Annotated in this window: 15 protein-coding genes; 5 read left to right on the top strand and 10 right to left on the bottom strand. The window is 56.3% G+C overall.

The features are described 5' to 3' along the window. Positions 1-381: 381 nt before the first annotated feature. The 6 genes from COHPA_RS0119725 to COHPA_RS0119700 all read right to left on the bottom strand — a co-directional run bounded on the left by COHPA_RS0119725 (position 382) and on the right by COHPA_RS0119700 (position 6,840). The gene (locus COHPA_RS0119725; protein ID WP_027087869.1) at positions 382-1,647 is read right to left on the bottom strand and encodes an ABC transporter permease; all 1,266 of its coding nucleotides are present in this window, start codon (positions 1,645-1,647) and stop codon (positions 382-384) included. Then, complete coding sequence (locus COHPA_RS0119720) at positions 1,640-2,386, bottom strand: ABC transporter ATP-binding protein (protein WP_035121463.1); 747 nt, start codon at positions 2,384-2,386, stop codon at positions 1,640-1,642. Before COHPA_RS0119720 ends, COHPA_RS0119725 begins: the two co-directional genes overlap by 8 nt. Before the next feature lie 228 nt (positions 2,387-2,614). Next, positions 2,615-3,871, bottom strand: coding sequence for an S-layer homology domain-containing protein (locus COHPA_RS0119715; protein ID WP_027087867.1), 1,257 nt, complete (start codon positions 3,869-3,871; stop codon positions 2,615-2,617). A gap of 163 nt (positions 3,872-4,034) precedes the next feature. Further along, complete coding sequence (locus COHPA_RS0119710) at positions 4,035-5,471, bottom strand: DEAD/DEAH box helicase (RefSeq protein ID WP_027087866.1); 1,437 nt, start codon at positions 5,469-5,471, stop codon at positions 4,035-4,037. A gap of 21 nt (positions 5,472-5,492) precedes the next feature. Beyond that, the gene (locus COHPA_RS0119705; protein ID WP_035121460.1) at positions 5,493-6,272 is read right to left on the bottom strand and encodes an SDR family NAD(P)-dependent oxidoreductase; all 780 of its coding nucleotides are present in this window, start codon (positions 6,270-6,272) and stop codon (positions 5,493-5,495) included. Positions 6,273-6,384: 112 nt separating this feature from the next. Further along, positions 6,385-6,840: a chemotaxis protein CheX gene (locus tag COHPA_RS0119700; RefSeq protein WP_027087864.1), complete on the bottom strand. Its 456-nt coding sequence runs from the start codon at positions 6,838-6,840 to the stop codon at positions 6,385-6,387. Positions 6,841-7,063: 223 nt separating this feature from the next. Between COHPA_RS0119700 and COHPA_RS0119695 the strand changes: the two genes are divergently transcribed. After that, a complete protein-coding gene (locus COHPA_RS0119695; protein ID WP_027087863.1) occupies positions 7,064-8,020 on the top strand; it encodes a zinc dependent phospholipase C family protein in 957 nt (318 codons plus the stop codon). A 107-nt stretch (positions 8,021-8,127) separates the two neighbouring features. Here COHPA_RS0119695 and COHPA_RS0119690 read toward each other — a convergent pair whose 3' ends face one another. The 3 genes from COHPA_RS0119690 to COHPA_RS0119680 all read right to left on the bottom strand — a co-directional run bounded on the left by COHPA_RS0119690 (position 8,128) and on the right by COHPA_RS0119680 (position 11,695). Continuing rightward, positions 8,128-9,453 carry an MFS transporter gene (locus COHPA_RS0119690; RefSeq protein WP_245590311.1) on the bottom strand — a complete coding sequence of 442 codons (1,326 nt, stop codon included), beginning with the start codon at positions 9,451-9,453 and terminating at the stop codon, positions 8,128-8,130. A 71-nt stretch (positions 9,454-9,524) separates the two neighbouring features. Beyond that, positions 9,525-10,106, bottom strand: a complete 582-nt coding sequence (locus COHPA_RS0119685) for a PadR family transcriptional regulator (RefSeq protein ID WP_027087861.1) — start codon at positions 10,104-10,106, stop codon at positions 9,525-9,527. A 5-nt stretch (positions 10,107-10,111) separates the two neighbouring features. After that, positions 10,112-11,695, bottom strand: a complete 1,584-nt coding sequence (locus COHPA_RS0119680) for an MDR family MFS transporter (RefSeq protein ID WP_027087860.1) — start codon at positions 11,693-11,695, stop codon at positions 10,112-10,114. A gap of 203 nt (positions 11,696-11,898) precedes the next feature. On the opposite strand from COHPA_RS0119680, the gene COHPA_RS0119675 reads away from it, so the two are divergent. From COHPA_RS0119675 to COHPA_RS0119660, 4 genes are all read left to right on the top strand, one after another. Continuing rightward, entirely contained in the window at positions 11,899-12,801 is a 903-nt protein-coding gene (locus COHPA_RS0119675; RefSeq protein ID WP_027087859.1) for a LysR family transcriptional regulator, read from the top strand. 17 nt (positions 12,802-12,818) lie between these two features. Beyond that, positions 12,819-13,631 carry a histidinol-phosphatase gene (locus COHPA_RS0119670; RefSeq protein ID WP_027087858.1) on the top strand — a complete coding sequence of 271 codons (813 nt, stop codon included), beginning with the start codon at positions 12,819-12,821 and terminating at the stop codon, positions 13,629-13,631. 201 nt (positions 13,632-13,832) lie between these two features. Beyond that, positions 13,833-14,804: a cation diffusion facilitator family transporter gene (locus COHPA_RS0119665; protein WP_027087857.1), complete on the top strand. Its 972-nt coding sequence runs from the start codon at positions 13,833-13,835 to the stop codon at positions 14,802-14,804. Positions 14,805-14,920: 116 nt separating this feature from the next. After that, positions 14,921-15,229, top strand: a complete 309-nt coding sequence (locus COHPA_RS0119660; protein WP_027087856.1) for a winged helix-turn-helix transcriptional regulator — start codon at positions 14,921-14,923, stop codon at positions 15,227-15,229. A 48-nt stretch (positions 15,230-15,277) separates the two neighbouring features. On the opposite strand, the gene COHPA_RS0119655 is transcribed toward COHPA_RS0119660, so the two are convergent. Next, positions 15,278-17,269: a methyl-accepting chemotaxis protein gene (locus COHPA_RS0119655; RefSeq protein WP_027087855.1), complete on the bottom strand. Its 1,992-nt coding sequence runs from the start codon at positions 17,267-17,269 to the stop codon at positions 15,278-15,280. Positions 17,270-17,324: the final 55 nt, after the last annotated feature.

Here is a 17,324-nt window from a genome sequence, read left to right as displayed (position 1 = left end):
TTTGGTTTTCGCGGCCCTTTTATCGGTATCCCCTTCGCTCAGGAGCTGGCGTGCCCCGTTTTTTTCGGGATACTCCGCGCAAGCGAGCCAGTTTCAGGCGTGTTGAAAGTTTTTTTCGGGTTACTACGTGCAAGCGAGCCAGTTTCGGGCGTGTTACACGATTTTTTCGGGTTACTCCGCGCAAGCGAGCCAGTTTCGGGCGTGTTACCCGTTTTTTTCGGGTTACTCCGCGCAAGCGAGCCAGTTTCGAGCGTGTTACCCGTTTTTTTCGGGTTACTCCGCGCAAGCGAGCCAGTTTCGGGCGTGTTACCCGTTTTTTTCGGGTTACTCCGCGCCGTTAAACTTATCCCCTTCGCTCAGGAGCGTCTGTCATCCTTCCCCTCAGTCCGCGTCCTCCGCCGGCTTCGCGATCCGGCGCGGGATGAGCCAGCCTATCCATAGCAGCCCCGCCGCGAGCACGCACAAATCCGCTGCCCCGCTAAATTCGCCGCCTGCCGTCGCTGCTGCTACAACGGCGAGCACCGCTGCAGCCGTCAGGCCGGCGACGCGGGCAATGACGGCTGCAGCAGGCAAGCGACCATCCGCGGCGATCGGCAGCGCATCGGCCGTCTCCACGAATCGTACCCGCTTCAACTCGCTCAGTTGCATGCCGCCGATGAGCAACGCTACCGCGTAAATGACCGCGTCGGCGATTTCATTGTCCGATACGATTACGATTGCCCCCATCACGACGAACCAGCGGAAGAAAGCTCCGAACGTCTCGCTGCGGAGCAGCGTCTTGGCGTACAAATAATGCCACGCCCGGCTTTGCCGCCAATCAAGCTTGTCCCCGAGCCACGCGACCCACTTCCGCTGATAGGCTTTCGCGGACTCCGTCGGCACGTCGACGAACCAGCCTAAGAATCCCATCCACCGCCGGCGGGTCGCCTCTTCCTCTTGGATGAGCCGTTCCCACGGCAACGCATGCCGCCGAGGCAGTCGCCACAATAACCGCGGAATGGCCGCGCACAGAATCAAGAAAGGGATTGACCAATAGAACGGCTTGAAGAGCAGGGCGGCAACAGCCGTAACGGTTAGCGCCCATCGGATCGCTCGAAGCCCCGTACGCCAACCGGCTGCGGCGACTTGCCGCTCGCGCCAGCCGGCGTAAGCGTTCGAACCGCCGATCAACGCGATGAGAATCGTTAGCGTAGCAAGCTCTGAGGGACGATCATTGGCGACGCCCTCAATAGCCGAAGATCCGATATAAATAGGCGAATATAACGCGAGAACGACCAAGCTGCGCCCCGCTCCCGCAACGATCGCGCCTTTGACTGCCGGTCCGATATAGCGGCTAACCAATTGCTCTTCCATCGGCAGCAGGAACACCGTATCCGCCGCCCGCAAATACGTTCGCAAAGGCGCGACGACGACAGCGATGCTTATCGCGGCGACGCCAACCGACCGGACCGGCCACTCCTCCGGTACCGCTTTGATTAAATCCGTGTACCAGATTAGCGCAGCGAAGAAACACGCCGATACGAACAAGCCGAACCCGCTTTGGAACACGTAACGGAAGTAGGGAACGATCTCGCCTCGGAAGGAAGCCGCGCGGCTTTGACGAAGCTCGCGCAGGAACGCCGCCTGCTCCTTCGTCCGATCACCCACGTCCGCTTCCTCCTTCGGCTGCCAGCACAAGCGCTTCGAACGCGTCGTCCAGCGTAGACTCAGGACCTTCGCATCGCGCCTGCGTCTTCACCGACGACGGAGCGCCTTCCGCGATCACGCGCCCGCGATGGAGCACGATCAGCTTATCCGCTCTTCGCTCGAGCGCAGGCAGAATATGCGAGCTTAGTAGAATCGCGCTCCCTTTCGATCTAACGTCTTCCAACGCCGCGAGCAAACCTCTGATCGCTAGCGGATCAAGACCCAAGAAAGGCTCGTCGATGATGAGCAGCGGAGGCGAGACGAGCAAGGCGTTCATCAGCATCACCTTCTGCTTCATCCCTTTGGACAGCGTGCCCGGCAACGAACCGAGCGCCTCGGTCATCCGGAACGTCTCGGCAAGCTCGGCCATTTTCCTCTCGGAGTACTCTTGCTCCAACCCGTACGCCATCGCGGTCCATCTCATATGCTCATGCACGGTCAAATTCGGGTACAGCGAAGGCTGCTCCGGCACGTAGGTCGTCATCGCGCGGTAACGCTGCCGATCGTTCTCGAGCGTAGCTCCGGCAATCCGAACTTCCCCGCTGTGCGGAACCATCAATCCAAGAATATGCCGGATCGCCGTGCTCTTCCCCGCTCCGTTCAATCCGATCAGGCCGACGAGCTCGCCGGGATTAACGATCATCGACACTTCGTGCAGCACCGGCTTCCGCATGCTGTAACCGCCGGTCAGCCGCTTCATCTCGAGCGCCGGGACCGTCGTTCGTTGTTGCGGCAACGTCACCTATGATTCCTCCTTGCCAACGAAACATGCTATTCCCTCATTATACCGACACGCCGCGCTCCGCACAAAAAAAGCCCGGCAGCCGAAGCCGCAGGCTATCCAGACGAGCCCGAGCATAGAACAACAGAGCGACTGCGCAGCCTTCCCTACGCGTTCGCTCTGTTATTCGTTAGATCGTATGAATAATTATTGCGCGCCTTGAATTTCGATCGTCTTGACGACGCCGTTCTCGCCTTTGGCGACGATGATCGATTGCGACGAGAGAATGCCGTTGCCGCCGGAGATCGTAACGTTAGGATCGACGTTCAAGATTTTGGACGTCGCCACTCCGTTGACGCTCACGGACATCGTAATCGTCGCGAGCTTCTGCTGGCTGTTCAGCGAAAAGCTTTCTACTTTGCCAACTTCGACGAATTGAACGATTGGAGTCGCCAGCTTCGTTACTTCGATGAACACCGCTTTGCCTTCGTACGTGCGGACGAGCACTTCGTCTCCGGCTACGATCGCCGTCGATGGCGATTTGACGCCGTTGCGGAAGACGAAGACATTAGGATCAAGCGCTACGGCTATCGTCGTATTGTCGGATTTCTTCACGGCAATCGTACCGCCCGCAACGCTTTGCACGACGCCCGTAATCGCGAGCGCATCGTTCTTTTCCGGCAGTTGCTCGTCTACGCGATCGAGCAAAGCGGCGAGTTCGGCGCGGGTAACCGGCTTGTTCGGCAGGAAAACCTTGTACGTCTTCGAATCGGTGCCGTCGTAGTCGTTCCACTTTTTCGGCATTTCGTAGCCGGAGATCAAGCCTTTATCGACCGCTTCGGCGATATAGCCGACGGAGCCCGCCGGGATTTCGTCTTCGTCGCGGAACGGAAGATCAGCGCCCATTTTCGCCTTCGCCTCGCTGTCCAGCTTCAGTGCCTTAACCAGCAGGATAGATGCCCACAGACGTGTCGCGGGTTGCTCAGGGTTAATCGAGGTGTCGTTCTCGGAGAACAGATCGTTCTGAAGCGCTACCGCTACGTATCCGACCGCCCAGCCGTATTTCTTCTTAAGCTTGTCGAAGTCCTTGAAGTTCAGGTTCGCGTTCATGTTTTCCGGTTTTTCCGCTTCTGCCTGCAAGCCGAGGAGACGAACGGCCGCTACGAGAGCTTCGACCCGGGTAATATTGTTCTGCGGCTTGAAGCTGCCATCCTCGTATCCGCTGAATACGCCTTTCGCCGCTAAGCGAATGATATTCTGGTACGCCCACTGTAATTGTTTCTCGCTAACGTCCTTGAATTCCAATTTATACGAAGATTTGATTTTACCGTAGGCATTGCCTTTTCCATGGGGGGCATTGTCCTTCGGTTTAGCTGCCGCCGCTCCCATAGCGCTTCCGGCGAGCATGCTCGTCGCAAGCAAAGCGACTGCCATTTTCTTCATCACCGATGGTTGTTGTGTCATGCGATAACACTCCTTATAAGCAAGTTAGTTGCGGCGATTAACCGTCTGCCTATAACATTCGGAGTCGTTGTCTTCTATGCGGCGGTCCTAGCGGAAAAATAAGACCATAGTACAGGGAAGGACCCACTCCCCGAGCAAAAGCCGGGTAATGGGTCCTATGTTGCTATTGTGGTTTATTCGGTTGTGCCGAGGCGTTCTCCCGTTTCTCCTTCAGCCATTTCGGCGCGCCTTTGTTCTTCCGGTCGCGCTGTCTGTCCGCCTTCGGCTTGACCGGCTTCGCCGGTTGCTTGGCCGTCTTCGCCGGAGCTGCCGCCGGAGCTCTAGACGGAGCTGCCGCCGCAGAACCCCGGGCTTGCGACAGCTTCGAGCCGCCGTCAGGCGCGCTTGCCGTTCGCGAATCCTTCCGCTCGCTTTCGCCTTGCAGCTTGCGTTCGAATTCTTTGCTTCTGCGGACGCCAGCTTCCTCCAGCGATAAAACTCGTCCTTCCGCAAGCAGCTTCGGCTCGACCTTGATATTCAGCTGCTTCTCCAGCTTATCGACGATGAACCGTTCCTGGGCCGTAATCAGCGTGATCGATGTACCCTCGCGTCCCATTCTAGCGGTACGCCCCGCGCGATGCACGTAATGATCGGCGTCGAGCGCCGGCTCATACTGGATAACGAGCGGCAAGCCCGGGATGTCTAGCCCTCTGGCGGCGACGTCCGTCGCGATCAACAGCGCGGTCCGGCCTTTGCGGAAACGCTGCATGACCTCGCCCCGTTCACGGCCTGGCGTATCGCCGTACAGCGCATCGACCGAGAAGCCTTCGTACCGCAACTTCGCGAGCAGTTCGCCGATCTTCTCCGTATCGTTGACGAATAGCAGCGCGGAAGACGGTTTCATATGGCGAACGAGCTTGCGGATGAGCTCGATTTTGTCCCGTCGGTCGCCAAGGAAGTACCAGTGCTTTAAAGTTGGCGACAGCCCGTTGTCTTTGCCTTCCGCCGCCATGTCGGCGATCCAAGGCTCCTTCTGCCATCTTCGCTCGGCTTCCTTCATCGCTTCGGAGCGCGTCGCCGACACGAATACGGTTTGCCGCTCGCGAGCGCATTGTCTCATCAAGTTCTCTACATCGCTTTTGCCCCCGAGCGCGAACACCCGGTCCGTCTCGTCCACGACGACGAACGTGACCGCGTGCAGCGACAGCTTGTTCGTCTGCGACACTTCGCGTACCCGGCCCGGCGTACCGACGACGAGCGCCGGCTTCGTCTTCATCCGCTCCAGTTGACGGGCGAGCGACGCGCCTCCGATGAGCGCTACCGCTCTTATGCCGAGCGGTTCCCCGTACTTCTCGGCTTCGCGCATAATTTGCATCGCCAGCTCTTGCGTCGGCGCGAGCACGATCGCCTGCACGTCGCGGCGCGTACCGTCGATCTTATTCAAGATCGGCAGCAAATACGCAAGCGTTTTGCCCGTTCCCGTCGGGGACACGATAACCCCGTCTTTTCCGGACAACAGTTCCGGTATCGCCGTCTTCTGCACGTCGGACGGCTCCGCGATGCCCGCCGAGGCAAGTCGTTCCGTTAGCTCTATCTTCAATCCCAAATCTCCGAATCCCATCTTAACCGCTCCTTAACTTCCCTACTTCTTATTCAGAAACTTGCCGAACAGCTTGTCCACCGTACGCGGGAACAGTTGCGCCAGCTTAGCGCCGACGCCTGCCGCCCAAGGCATGTCCAGCTCCGCCGTTCTTCGCTCCATGACGGAGACGATTGCCTCCGCCACGCGGTCCGGCTGCAAAATAAATTTCCTGACGTTGCGCACGTAGGTCCCCTCCGGGTCCGCTCGCCGGAAGAACGGCGTATCGATCGGCCCGGGATTGACCGCCGACACGTAAATCCCGCTTCCGCGAAGCTCCCGCCGCAGCGCGTTCGTGAAGCCAAGCACCGCATGCTTCGTTGCCGCGTAGCCCGTCGACTTCGCGGTCGCCATCTTGCCCGCCAGCGATGCCACGTTGACGATATGTCCGCAGCCCGCTTGCAGCATATAGGGCAGGACGGCATGCGTGCAACGAACCGTTCCCATATAGTTAACGTCCATCATCTCTTCAAAATGCGAGAGCGGCGCTTCCGCGAAAGAGATAAACTCTCCGTAACCGGCATTATTGAGCAGAATATCTATCGTACCAAAGCGGGCATGAACGGAAGCCGCAACGCTAGCAACCTGCTCTGCGGAAGACACGTCCATCTCATAGACTTCGTGATCGCTCTCGATCGTCTCGGATAATCGAAGCAGCTTGTCCCGCGACCTGGCCGTAAGCACGGGGATCGCCCCCCGCTTAGCCAGCAGCTTAGCCGTCAAAGCGCCGATTCCGCTGGACGCGCCGGTAATCAGGACGACCCGGCCTTGTAACGATACCATATTCATTCCCTCTCTCAAGCCGATATAAGCGTTCGCCCATCGCAACCATAGAAAAAGCCCCTGACGGGGCTCTTCGATTGTAAGTGTATGTTAGCCTGACGTTCGATATGCGTTACGCGATCAGCACTTGGATTTCCAGCTCGCCGATCCCTTCCATGATGAGCGGGACGGCAAGCGCACGCTTCGTTCCGAACGTCGTCACCTTCGCATCGACGATTCTCGGCGGCGTAATATCGACGTGCACGCCTTGATTGTACAGCATCGTGCTTGCGTTGCCGCTGATCATATTGCCCAGCTCGGATATCGCGCTCTTGCCCATATCGTCGATCTCCGTAATGACGAAACCGCCCATCATTGCAGAAATAATCTTGAGTGCAACGGACTCGCTAAGTCCAAACACGATATCTCCGTTCATCTGTCCCGTCAAACCGATTTGGATCCATACGTGATTGTCCTGGAACTTAATATCTCGGATGGCCAATTGACCGGTGCTGGGACGGATCTGGACCATTTGTTCGATAACCATGCGCGCGGATTCTAAAAATGGATTGATGTATTCTGCTTTCATGTTGATCCCGCCCCTTTATGTCCTGGGAATGAAACCGCTACCGTAACCACTTTCCCCCATTATACTGAAATCATGCCGTTAAGTATACTGATTTTTGTAGAAAGATAGGGACTTCCGAAGGAACGAAGGCGATTTTCCGTCGAAAAAACGCGTATCGTTGGTCGTTGGGGAGTACGGGAAGCATAGGCGAGAATACCTGCTGATGATACAATGAGGGCACGAGGTGATCAACGATATGCCTAACCTGTGGGCGCATATTCAGTTCGGACGGGAGACATTGGCTGCGCTCGGCCGCGGCGAGACGATGCTCGATGCGGAATGGAAAGTCGCTTTTCAGCTTGGCTGCCAAGGCCCGGACTTTCTATTCTATCACCGGTTTTTGCCATGGCAATCGTCAACCGCTCTTAATAGACTCGGCACGTTGCAGCATAACGTGCGTTGCGGACCGTTCCTGCTCTCGATGTTCGATGAAGTTCGCGGGAAGCCGATGAAGGACGTTGCCGTTGCGTATACGCTAGGTTACCTGCTCCATCATGTGCTCGACCGCCATCTTCATCCGTTCGTGTTCAGTCTGTCCGGCTTCCGGCGATGGCACCACCAACGCTTCGAGACCGCGATGGACGCCGCGATCATGCGCCTGCGCGCGGGAATCCATACCGGCAGCACGCCTGCGGCGCCTGAGATCGACGCCGGCGGCGGGTTACCCGGAGGATTCAGCGAAGCCTATGCCCGTATATCCGCGCGACATTACCCTGCGCTCGCTTCGGAGGTTACGCCGGAGCTTCTTGACGAAGCCGCGAGGCATATGGTTCAAGCGCAGCGGCTATTCTTCGATCCGAGCGGATGGAAAGGCAAGCTGCTGTTCGGACAGATCGCTCCCTTCTCCCCGCCGAAGCGACTGCCGCGCTGGGACGTGCTTAACGAATCCCGTTCCCCGTGGATCGACCCGTGCGACCGCACCGTCGTTCATCGCTCAAGCGCATTCGAGCTCTGGGATCGCGCGCTCGAGGATAGCCTCGGGGTAACATCAGCAGCGTTAGCATGGCTTGAAGAAAAGGACGAATCCGCTTCGCAACCAAAGCGACTGGCGTTCGCCGAGCTTCTCGGGGACGTGTCCTACGAGACGGGACGCGCTTGCGGTACGGTTTGGATTACTTTCGCCGAGTCGATCGTGCCTTGAATTACCGGCATGCGGTGCCGCTATTCCTACTCTCCCGTCACTCTCGCGCCATTACCGGCACCACATGCCGCTATTCGGCTACTCCCGACGCAGTCGCGTTCGATCAATTACCCCGCTTGCACTGCTTCCCTTTCGCCTTTGGCGGTGTTCACGAACGTCAGCAGCACCATCCCGACGACGAAAAAGAAGGCGATCGCCAGCAGCGCGGTGCGGCTCGAATCGGAGAACACGCGGACGAGCGCGAATACGAGCGGCCCGACAAACGAGAAAAACCGGCTCGTCGCGCTAAGGAATCCGTTGAATTCGGCGGCTCTGCCGTCCGGAATCAGCTTGCTGTAGATCGAACGGGCAGTCGCTTGCGATCCGCCCTGCACGAGGCCGACGAGCGCGGCAAGAATGTAAAAGTGCGTGGCGTTCGTCATGAAATAACCCAGCACCACAATGACGATATACAGCGCCTGCGAAGCGATCAGCATCCGTTTAGGCCCAAGCCTAACGGCAAGATTGCCGAACAAATACGTTGCCGGAAATCCGATAAACTGCGTAATCAGCAACGCGGTAATCAGCGGCCCCGTCTCGATCCCGATCGTCTTCCCGTAGCTCGCCGCCATGACGATAACCGTATTCACGCCATCGAAGAAAAACCAATAGGCGACCACGAACTTCCAAAGCTCGGGATACCGGCGAATTTGCGCGAACGTCGTCCGCAAACGCTTTAAGCCGGCGAGCACCTGCTCGCCGGCTTTAGCCGCGTTGCCTTTATTGCGCTCCTTCACCTTCGTGAGCAAAGGAAGCGAGAACACGAACCACCATATGCCGACCATGACGAAAGAAACCTGAGATCCCCCGGTGCTGTCGGCAAGTCCGAACCATGCCGGCTTTTGAATGATCACGATGTTCAAAGCCAGCAGCAATCCGCCGCCCAAGTATCCCGTGGAGAAGCCTCGCGCGCTTACTTTCTCCCGCATGCCCGGGGACGCAATATCGTTCAATAGCGCATCGTAAAACGTGTTGCCTGCCCCGAATCCGATCATGCCGAGGATAACGAAAGCCGAAGCCAGATAAATATCGCCCTCGCCCGGAATCGCAAGCAGCATGCTCGCGATGATGCCAAGCAGCGAGAATATCCGCAGAAACGGTATTTTCCTGTCCGAGTGATCCGCGATCGCCCCTAACAGCGGGGACATCACCGCGATCAAACCTCCGGCGAGCGACTGGGTAAATCCCCAGCCTGCGTCCGTTCCGCCGATCGCATCGATATAATAGATCGGCATGACCGCCGCCATAATCGTCGTAGCGAACGCGGAGTTCGCCCAATCGTACATGACCCAAGATTTAATCGTTTTCGGATGATCCCGCAAGTTGAATGCCCCTCTCGCTTCATGCGACTTATGACGGTAACATTCGACTCGAATCATCCGAATTCCTGTCATGAATGATGACATCGCGGCGATGAACGCAAAACTTTATGCTCTCTTTATGCGCTCTTTACGCTCTCTTAACATCAATCCTGGCTTCGGCTCGCATCTTGGCTGCCTTTGGCCGCCGTCAGTCTGCCCGATTGGGCATCCTTGAGCATTTGTTCCAGCCAAGAGCGCTCGGCCATGCTGTACCTCTTCATGCCTTCGATCAAATATTGCGAACCGAGAGGCAGCATCGAACGCTTGACTTCGAGAATATGGTCTAGATGCTCGATTTTACACTTGCACGCCTCCAGATGCTTCTCGATGTGTTCCGCAACGACCCGCGCGTCGGCATGCCTGATGAATGGCAGGGCGGCGAACATCGGATGCTGCGGATACGAGTGCTGTTCCATCTGGCTGACCATGAGCGCCATGAACTCCGATTTCCCTCGTTCGGTTATCCGGTATACCGTCTTGTCGGGACGGCTTTCTCCCGGTACGGGGATCACTTCCGCGGCTTCGATCCATCCATCGTTCCGCAACTGGTCAACCGCATAGTACAACGAACCGTCCCTCAATTTGAACGATATATTCCAATTGCGCTGTTTGATCGTCTGCCTAATCTCGTACGGGTGCTGGTCCTTCTCCATCAGCAAACCCAAGATGAACAGCTTCATGGACATGGCGGTTAACCTTTATCGTAAGAAGGTTCAGGCTTGCCGGTTGCCCCGCCGCTTTGCGGCCCTTGAGCGCCCTGCATGCCCGGTTTGGCGATCTCCATTCGAGCGCGGCCCATCATGAAGATGAACACCAGTGCAAGAATAGGCAGCAGAATGGACCATTGGAAAATAAACAGAATCGAATCCGACAACTTACCCAGCAGCTCGTCAACCATTCCGTTCGGCAACGCTTGTTGGAATTGCTCGTTCAGAAGCGCCTGCCCGCCTTTAACGCTCTCGTAAACTTCGCCGGGCAAGTTCCGAATTCCGCTAACCTCTTGGATGCCTTGCTGGAACTCATGCTTCTGAAGCGTTCCGAATACCGTTATGCCTAACGCCGAGCCGATCGTCCGGAAGAATACGATAAGCGACGAGGCGGAGCCTTTGTATTGCGGCGGTACGGCGCCCAATGTCGAGATGTTCAGCAAGGAGAAAGAAACGCCGATGCCGAGGCCGATGACGACCATGAACAGCGTAATCAACGCGCGGCTAGTCGACGGATCCATGACGAAGCCCAATAGAGTCGAGCCTCCGATCAACGTCAATGCGGATAACAGCATAACGTCGCGGTAACGGAACTTGATGGCGATCCGGCCGCCGAGCTGCGCGCTCAAGACGACGCCGAGCATCATTGGCGTAAGCACCGTGCTCGTCTCGGTAGCCGTCTTATGGAATACGCCTTGGATGAAGAGCGGAATATACGTTGCGCTGGCCATCATTACGCCGCCGTACAGAAGGCTGATGCCCATGCTGCCCGTGAACAGCCGGGTTTTGAACAAACTGAGCTTGATGATCGGTTCTTTCGCCGCCCGCTCGACGAACAGGAAAGCTACGAATAGAACGGCAGCCGCAGCGAACATCGATATCGTTTTGGCGGAGCCCCATGCCCATCCTTCCGTGCCGCCGAGCTCGAGCCCGAACATTAAGAACAGAATCCAACCGGCAAGCAGAATCGCGCCCGCCCAGTCGATCGATTGCTTCTTAACGACTTTCGCTTCATGATACCCGCGAAGAATGAACAAGACCGAAAGAATGCCGATCGGCACGTTAATGTAGAAAATCCATCTCCAGCTCAAGCTGTCCGTTATCGCGCCGCCCATGATCGGTCCGAACACGCTAGACAGACCGAACACGGCCCCGAACAAGCCCATCATTTTGCCGCGCTTCTCGGCAGGGAACAAGTCGAAGATCATCGTGAACGCGATCGGCATCAATGCGCCGCCGCCAAGCCCTTGAAGCGCGCGGTAAACGATCAATTGAACCATGTTCTGCGCCGTTCCGCACAGGATCGAGCCGACGAGGAACACGACCAGACCCGCAAGGAAAAACCTTTTGCGTCCGTACATATCCGACAGCTTGCCGAGAATCGGCGTAGCGACGACCATTGCGATCATGTATGCGGAATATACCCAGATGAAATAATCCAATCCGCCTAGTTTCTCGATAATCGTCGTCATTGCTGTCGATACGATCGTCTGATCGAGCGAGGCCATGAACAGGCCAAGCAGCAAACCGGCAACGACGAGATTAATATTGCTTTTCTTCTGATCCATGCTCAACTTCCTTCCGAATTCGGAGTAGACAACACTACTCAAATTTGATTACTATCCACCCATGATTATACTCAAATTTGAGTAGTCTGCAATCCCCCCCTTTGCGGCATGTCAAGAAATCTCCTATAATGAAGTTTATGACAAAAGCTTTTTATATCTTTCAATTTCATTGATAAATTTATTCGATGCAGGGGGCGATCCTATTGAACATAAGCCAGTTGGAGACTTTGCTCACGATCTCTAAGACGCTAAGCTTCCGCAAAGCAGGCGAGCTGCTCAATTTGACGCAGCCCGCCGTGTCCGCGCAAATTAAAAGCTTGGAAGACGAATTCAGCGCGGTGCTCGTGGACAGAAACCATCCGGTTGCTTTGACGGACAGAGGCAAAGTATTTCTGGAGCATGCCGAGCAAATATTAGCTATCGTGGAACAACTGAAGCAGAAGCTTTCCGATTTGAATCACATTCCCCAAGGTCATATCGTGCTCGGAACGACGACGTCGATCGCGATCCAAATATTGCCCCGAGTGCTTTCTTACTTCCAAAACCAGTTCCCGCTCATCAAAACCTCGATCCTATCGATGTCGTCGGCACAAGTGCTCAGCCACGTGGAGAACGGCACGGTCGACGTCGGAATCGGCTATTTGTCCGATCGCAGCCCGCAGGTAGAGACGTCCGTGCTCTATTACGACACTTTCGAATTCGTCGTCTCGCCCAAGCACCATCTGGCGTCCGTCCCTCGCGCGACGATCGGCATGCTGAAGGATATTCCGCTCATTCTACTCTCTCCGGACACGCTCGGCCGGAGGTTCGTTGACCGCATTTTCCGCGACAACGCCATCCAGCCGAACATCGTCATGGAGCTCGGCAGCAGCGAGGAAGTCAAACGAATGGTCGAACTGGATTTGGGCGCGGCCATCATCTCCAAACTGTCCATTACGAGCGAGCTGCGCCATGGCACCTTGAAGATGATACCGGTAGACGAACTTGCGACAAGCCACCCTGTCGGCGTTATGACGAAGTCGGGCCGTTACGTGAACAGCGCCATGCGGCAATTTCTGAACGACCTGAAGGGGATGCCCGAAGATCAATTCATAAGCAGCGAATAAGGAAGGGGTTGACAAGGATGAAATTCGACTTGCATACGCATCACGACCGGTGCGGACACGCATCCGGATCCATCGAGGACTATATCTTATCGGCCATTGATGCCGGGATAACGGCGATCGGAATCTCCGATCATTCTCCTTATTTCGCGCACGAACTCGATCAACCGCAGCCTAGAATCGCGATGGCCAGAAGCGATTTTCCGAACTATGTCGCCGAAGTGCTCCGATTGAAAGAGAAGTATAAAGACCGGATCGAAGTGCTGCTCGGCGTCGAATCGGACTTTTATCCCGAGCATCTCGACTTGTACCGTTCCAGCTACGCCCCGTACCCGTTCGACTACATTATCGGCTCCGTACACCAGACGCGCGGCGTAAGCATCTTCAATCGCAAACGGTGGACGAATATCGCCGAGAGCAAGCATGCGGAGGAGAAACGGCACTATTACGAGCTCATTCGCCAATCCGCCGACGCCGGCTTGTTCCAAGTGCTTGGCCATATCGACGCGATGAAAGGCTACTATCCCCGCTTCTCGGACATCCAAGGCTCGGAAGACGCCATCGACGAGGCGCTGAAGGCGGTCGCTCGGAACGATATCTCCATCGAGATCAATACGAGCGGCAAGACGAAGGACGTAGGCGGCTGGTACCCTTCCGACGACATCCTCGCGCGGGCGCTGCATTTCGGCGCGGACGTCACCTTCGGTTCGGACGCGCACGAACCGGGACGCGTCGGAGACGAATGGAGCAACGTTCAACGGCGGCTTCGGGACATCGGATTTAAGCGTTGGGTGTTCTACAGACAACGAGAGAAAGTCATCGTCCCGCTTTAATACGATGTTATAATAAGTATAAATAGCGGCCCCCTAGACATAAAAAAGGAAGCCTACCGACGGCGGCAGGCTTCAAACTTATTAAAAGGGGGTCTTAACTTCATTGTAGCCCGTCTCTGCGACAGTACCGTAACAGCCATATTTCAATTGTGTAACAAAACAAGCTTTGCCCGCAACCCAGATCGCCAAGGAGTGATGTCGATGCCACAACATGCCGGTACGGAATACGATTACCACCATCTGCAGCACGTGAAGGAACAATCCAAGTCCAAGCGCACGCTATGGATTACGCTGCTGCTGACGCTGTTCTTCACGATCGTGGAGATCGTGGGCGGGATACTCTCTAATTCGCTTGCGCTCTTATCCGACTCCGCTCATATGATCTCGGACGTTATCGCGCTCGGCTTGAGCATGACCGCCATCTATCTCGCGACAAGACCCCCTAACGCGCGTTATACGTTCGGCTTCCTCCGTTTCGAGATTATCGCCTCGTTCTTGAACGGCTTGGCGTTGTGCGTGATCGCCGTCGGCATCTTCATCGAGGGGACCCGGCGCTTCATCCGTCCCGAGGAGATGGATTTCAGGCTTATGCTGACGATCGCCAGCATCGGCTTTGTCGTTAACCTTGTCCTGACGATCGTCCTCAGCCGAAGCATGCGCGAGGAGGAGAACTTGAACGTCCAAAGCGCGCTTTGGCATTTCCTGGGCGATTTGATGAGCTCGGCAGGCGTCATCGTTGCCGCGATCGTCATCTACTTCACGGATTGGCTGTTCTTCGACCCCTTGATCAGTATGGTGATCGGCGGCATTATCTTCGTAGGCGGGGCCAAAATCCTCAAGGAATCGACCGCGATTCTGATGGAATCCGTTCCCGAGAAGTTCAACCTGGACGAAATACGCGCGGATCTTGCCGCCGTCGAAGGCGTCGAGGACGTCCATGAGATGCACCTATGGGCCATCTCGACGGACCACTATTCGCTGACCGCCCACATGTTCGTCAGAGCGGACATCCAGCCGTTCTGCATTATTCTCGCGGTCAACGAAATGCTGAAAGAGAAATACGGCATCACGCATTCGACGATCCAGATGGAGCACGCGAACATTCACCCGCACGGCGAATACGGCAAACAATTTCTGCGGCAGCAGGAAGAGAAGCAGCTCCTACAGCAGTAGGAGCTTTCTTTTTGCCGGCTCGCTTAAGCATGAAGATCATGGCAACCAACAAGTAGTTACTTACTTTTATGAAGTGGGTATGCTACAATAAGAAGCGAAGAAGGGGGGAATTCCGAATGGACTATTCCAAAATGTGCCCCAAATACGAATCGGCCGCCGAATTGCTCGGCAAAAAATGGACGGGACTCATCATCCGCGTGTTGCTCGGCGGACCGAGGCGGTTCAAGGACATTAAAGAGCAAATCCCCGATATGAGCGACAAAATGCTGACCGACCGTATGAAGGAGCTGGAGGCGCTCGGCATATTAACGCGCACCGTCTATCCCGAAATGCCCGTGCGCATAGAGTATGAATTGACCGAGAAAGGCCGCCAGCTTGAAGAGGTTATCGTATCGATTCAAACGTGGGGCGAAACTTGGATGTAAAAGAAGAGCGGCATCGCAGGAAACCGAATCCTGCGATGCCGCATTGCTTTATTGGAACTTATTCGCAGCCCGCTCGAGCTCGCGGATGCGCTCCGAAAGCGTCCCCATCGCTTCCGCGACGCGCCTTACCGCGCTCATCTGCACCTCGGCGAAGCCGGCTACGTCCTGCGATCGCTCCGCGCTCGATTCGGATATCGCCTCCGTCTGGACCACGATCGACATCAATTCCTCGACTCTTGCCCCGATCTCTTGTCCGGCGGCCGCGATTTCGCGCAGCTCCCCTTCCATGTCCTCGATGCCCGACGAGATGCCTTGGAACGCCGTTCCCGCATCCCTGACGAGCGAAGTGCCGCTCTGCACTTCGCGATAGCCGTCCTCGATATTGCGGACGACCTCGCTAATTCCCGATTGAACGTCTTCGATTCTTTGCGTAATATCATCCGTCGTCTGGTTCGCTTGCAGCGCCAGCTTGCGGACTTCTTCCGCGACGACCGCGAATCCCCGGCCTTGCTCTCCGGCGCGGCTTGCTTCGATGTTGGCGTTAAGCGCCAGAATGTTCGTTCGATAAGCGATCGCGGAGATCGCTTCGACCATCTGCCCGATTTGGGCAGACTTGTCATGCAGCATACGCGCGTCGTTAACCGAAGCTTCGACCGCGGCGGCGATCCGTTCCATCTGGCCGACGGCCATCTGGATCGTCTCGTTCCCTTCGCTCGCCTGCTTCGTCGCTTGCTCGGCGACGGCGGCGACGGAAGTCGAACGATCGCCGATGTTCATCATTTGCTGCTGGATCTCTTGGGTTACGTCGGCCCCGCGTTTCATGCCTTCGCGCTGCGAATCCGCGCCGGCGGCCACCTCTCGCATCGACTCCGCGATCCGATCCGCGCTTTGCGCCGCTTGATCCGCATCCCCGGTAAGTTGTCCGGCCGCGTCCGCCGTCACGTGAGCGGTTGTCCTAATGCCCGCTACGAGCTTCTGAAGCTGACTCGACATCTCGACTAGCGAGTTCGCGATCGAACCGATCTCATCCGTGCGACGGCTATATTGATTCGGCAGCTCGCCTGACAATTTGCCTTCCGATACTTCTTTCAAGTAATCGTCGAACTTGACTAACGGCTTTACGATCCGGAGTCTCAAAATGATCGAAATTAAAGCGATCAGCGCGATTACCAGCACGACGACGATGATGCTGAGTTGAATCATTTCGCTCTTCACCGTGCTGCTGGCTTCCGCAGGCACGGACACCGCCAGCTCCGCTACCGACGCGCCGTCAAGGCCCGCATGGCCGGAACTCACTTGGCTGAAGCTCTTCCCGTCGCGCTCGTCCATGGCGAATGTCGGGGCTTGAGAGACCGGAGGAAGCGCGTTGCCCTCGGTTAGCAGCCCGATCGTTCCCGGATCGCTGCCCAGCCTTTGTCCCGATGCCGACTTCATCGCGATGCCCGCGTTAAGAAGCGTGGCGATGTTCGCCATCGCCTCATCGTCGATCAGACTTCCGAAAATCAGAACGCCGGTCGGTTCCTCGGTCGCTTGCTCGTCGGTAATGAGCGACGCCGCGACGACGGCCAATCCTTTGCTCGTCAGGGTCATGCCGTAAAGGTCCGGAGTCTCCTGCAGCTTCGTTAATATCGACTTGTCGGCGACTTCCCCGGTAAATTCCTCGATATCGCCTGCTTGCGTAAGCACTTTGCCGTCTTTCTCGACCGTCGCGACGAAGCTTAACCCCGGTATGATGTCGAGCGATACGTTAACGTTTTCTTCGATCCAAGGCACGTCCTTGTCCTTCACGGCCTGCCAATTGTCTCTCCATTTGGCGTTCGTGATCGTCGAGCTCGACAATTGTTCGCCAAGCTGATCGACCAGACGGTGGGCGGAAGCGTTGACTTCCAATGCGTGCGATCTCTCGATATCGTTTAAATCGGAGTTCATCGTTGAATAATAGAACCATCCGACTAACGCAAGAGGTATGAATAGAACGACAATCATAAGCATCAAAACTTGAATTCTCAGGTATCCCCACCAACGACGGCGATTCATCATCCAAGCAACAGCCTCCCGTATTCTGTATATGTACATTTTGACGCATATCCACCTA

Origin of the sequence: Cohnella panacarvi Gsoil 349, from assembly GCF_000515335.1 — a bacterium.
In the GTDB taxonomy this organism is placed as follows: Bacteria; Bacillota; Bacilli; order Paenibacillales; family Paenibacillaceae; genus Cohnella; species Cohnella panacarvi.
This window is presented reverse-complemented; position numbering and strand designations above follow the sequence as displayed.

Coding starts and splice junctions, on each gene's coding strand:
- COHPA_RS0119700 (WP_027087864.1), bottom strand. CDS start 6,840: ATGAAAGCAGAATACATCAATCCATTTTTAGAATCCGCGCGCATGGTT.
- COHPA_RS0119670 (WP_027087858.1), top strand. CDS start 12,819: ATGAAATTCGACTTGCATACGCATCACGACCGGTGCGGACACGCATCC.
- COHPA_RS0119660 (WP_027087856.1), top strand. CDS start 14,921: ATGGACTATTCCAAAATGTGCCCCAAATACGAATCGGCCGCCGAATTG.
- COHPA_RS0119705 (WP_035121460.1), bottom strand. CDS start 6,272: ATGGTATCGTTACAAGGCCGGGTCGTCCTGATTACCGGCGCGTCCAGC.
- COHPA_RS0119720 (WP_035121463.1), bottom strand. CDS start 2,386: ATGAAGCGGCTGACCGGCGGTTACAGCATGCGGAAGCCGGTGCTGCAC.
- COHPA_RS0119690 (WP_245590311.1), bottom strand. CDS start 9,453: ATGACAGGAATTCGGATGATTCGAGTCGAATGTTACCGTCATAAGTCG.
- COHPA_RS0119665 (WP_027087857.1), top strand. CDS start 13,833: ATGCCACAACATGCCGGTACGGAATACGATTACCACCATCTGCAGCAC.
- COHPA_RS0119685 (WP_027087861.1), bottom strand. CDS start 10,106: ATGTCCATGAAGCTGTTCATCTTGGGTTTGCTGATGGAGAAGGACCAG.
- COHPA_RS0119655 (WP_027087855.1), bottom strand. CDS start 17,269: ATGATGAATCGCCGTCGTTGGTGGGGATACCTGAGAATTCAAGTTTTG.
- COHPA_RS0119715 (WP_027087867.1), bottom strand. CDS start 3,871: ATGACACAACAACCATCGGTGATGAAGAAAATGGCAGTCGCTTTGCTT.
- COHPA_RS0119710 (WP_027087866.1), bottom strand. CDS start 5,471: ATGGGATTCGGAGATTTGGGATTGAAGATAGAGCTAACGGAACGACTT.
- COHPA_RS0119680 (WP_027087860.1), bottom strand. CDS start 11,695: ATGGATCAGAAGAAAAGCAATATTAATCTCGTCGTTGCCGGTTTGCTG.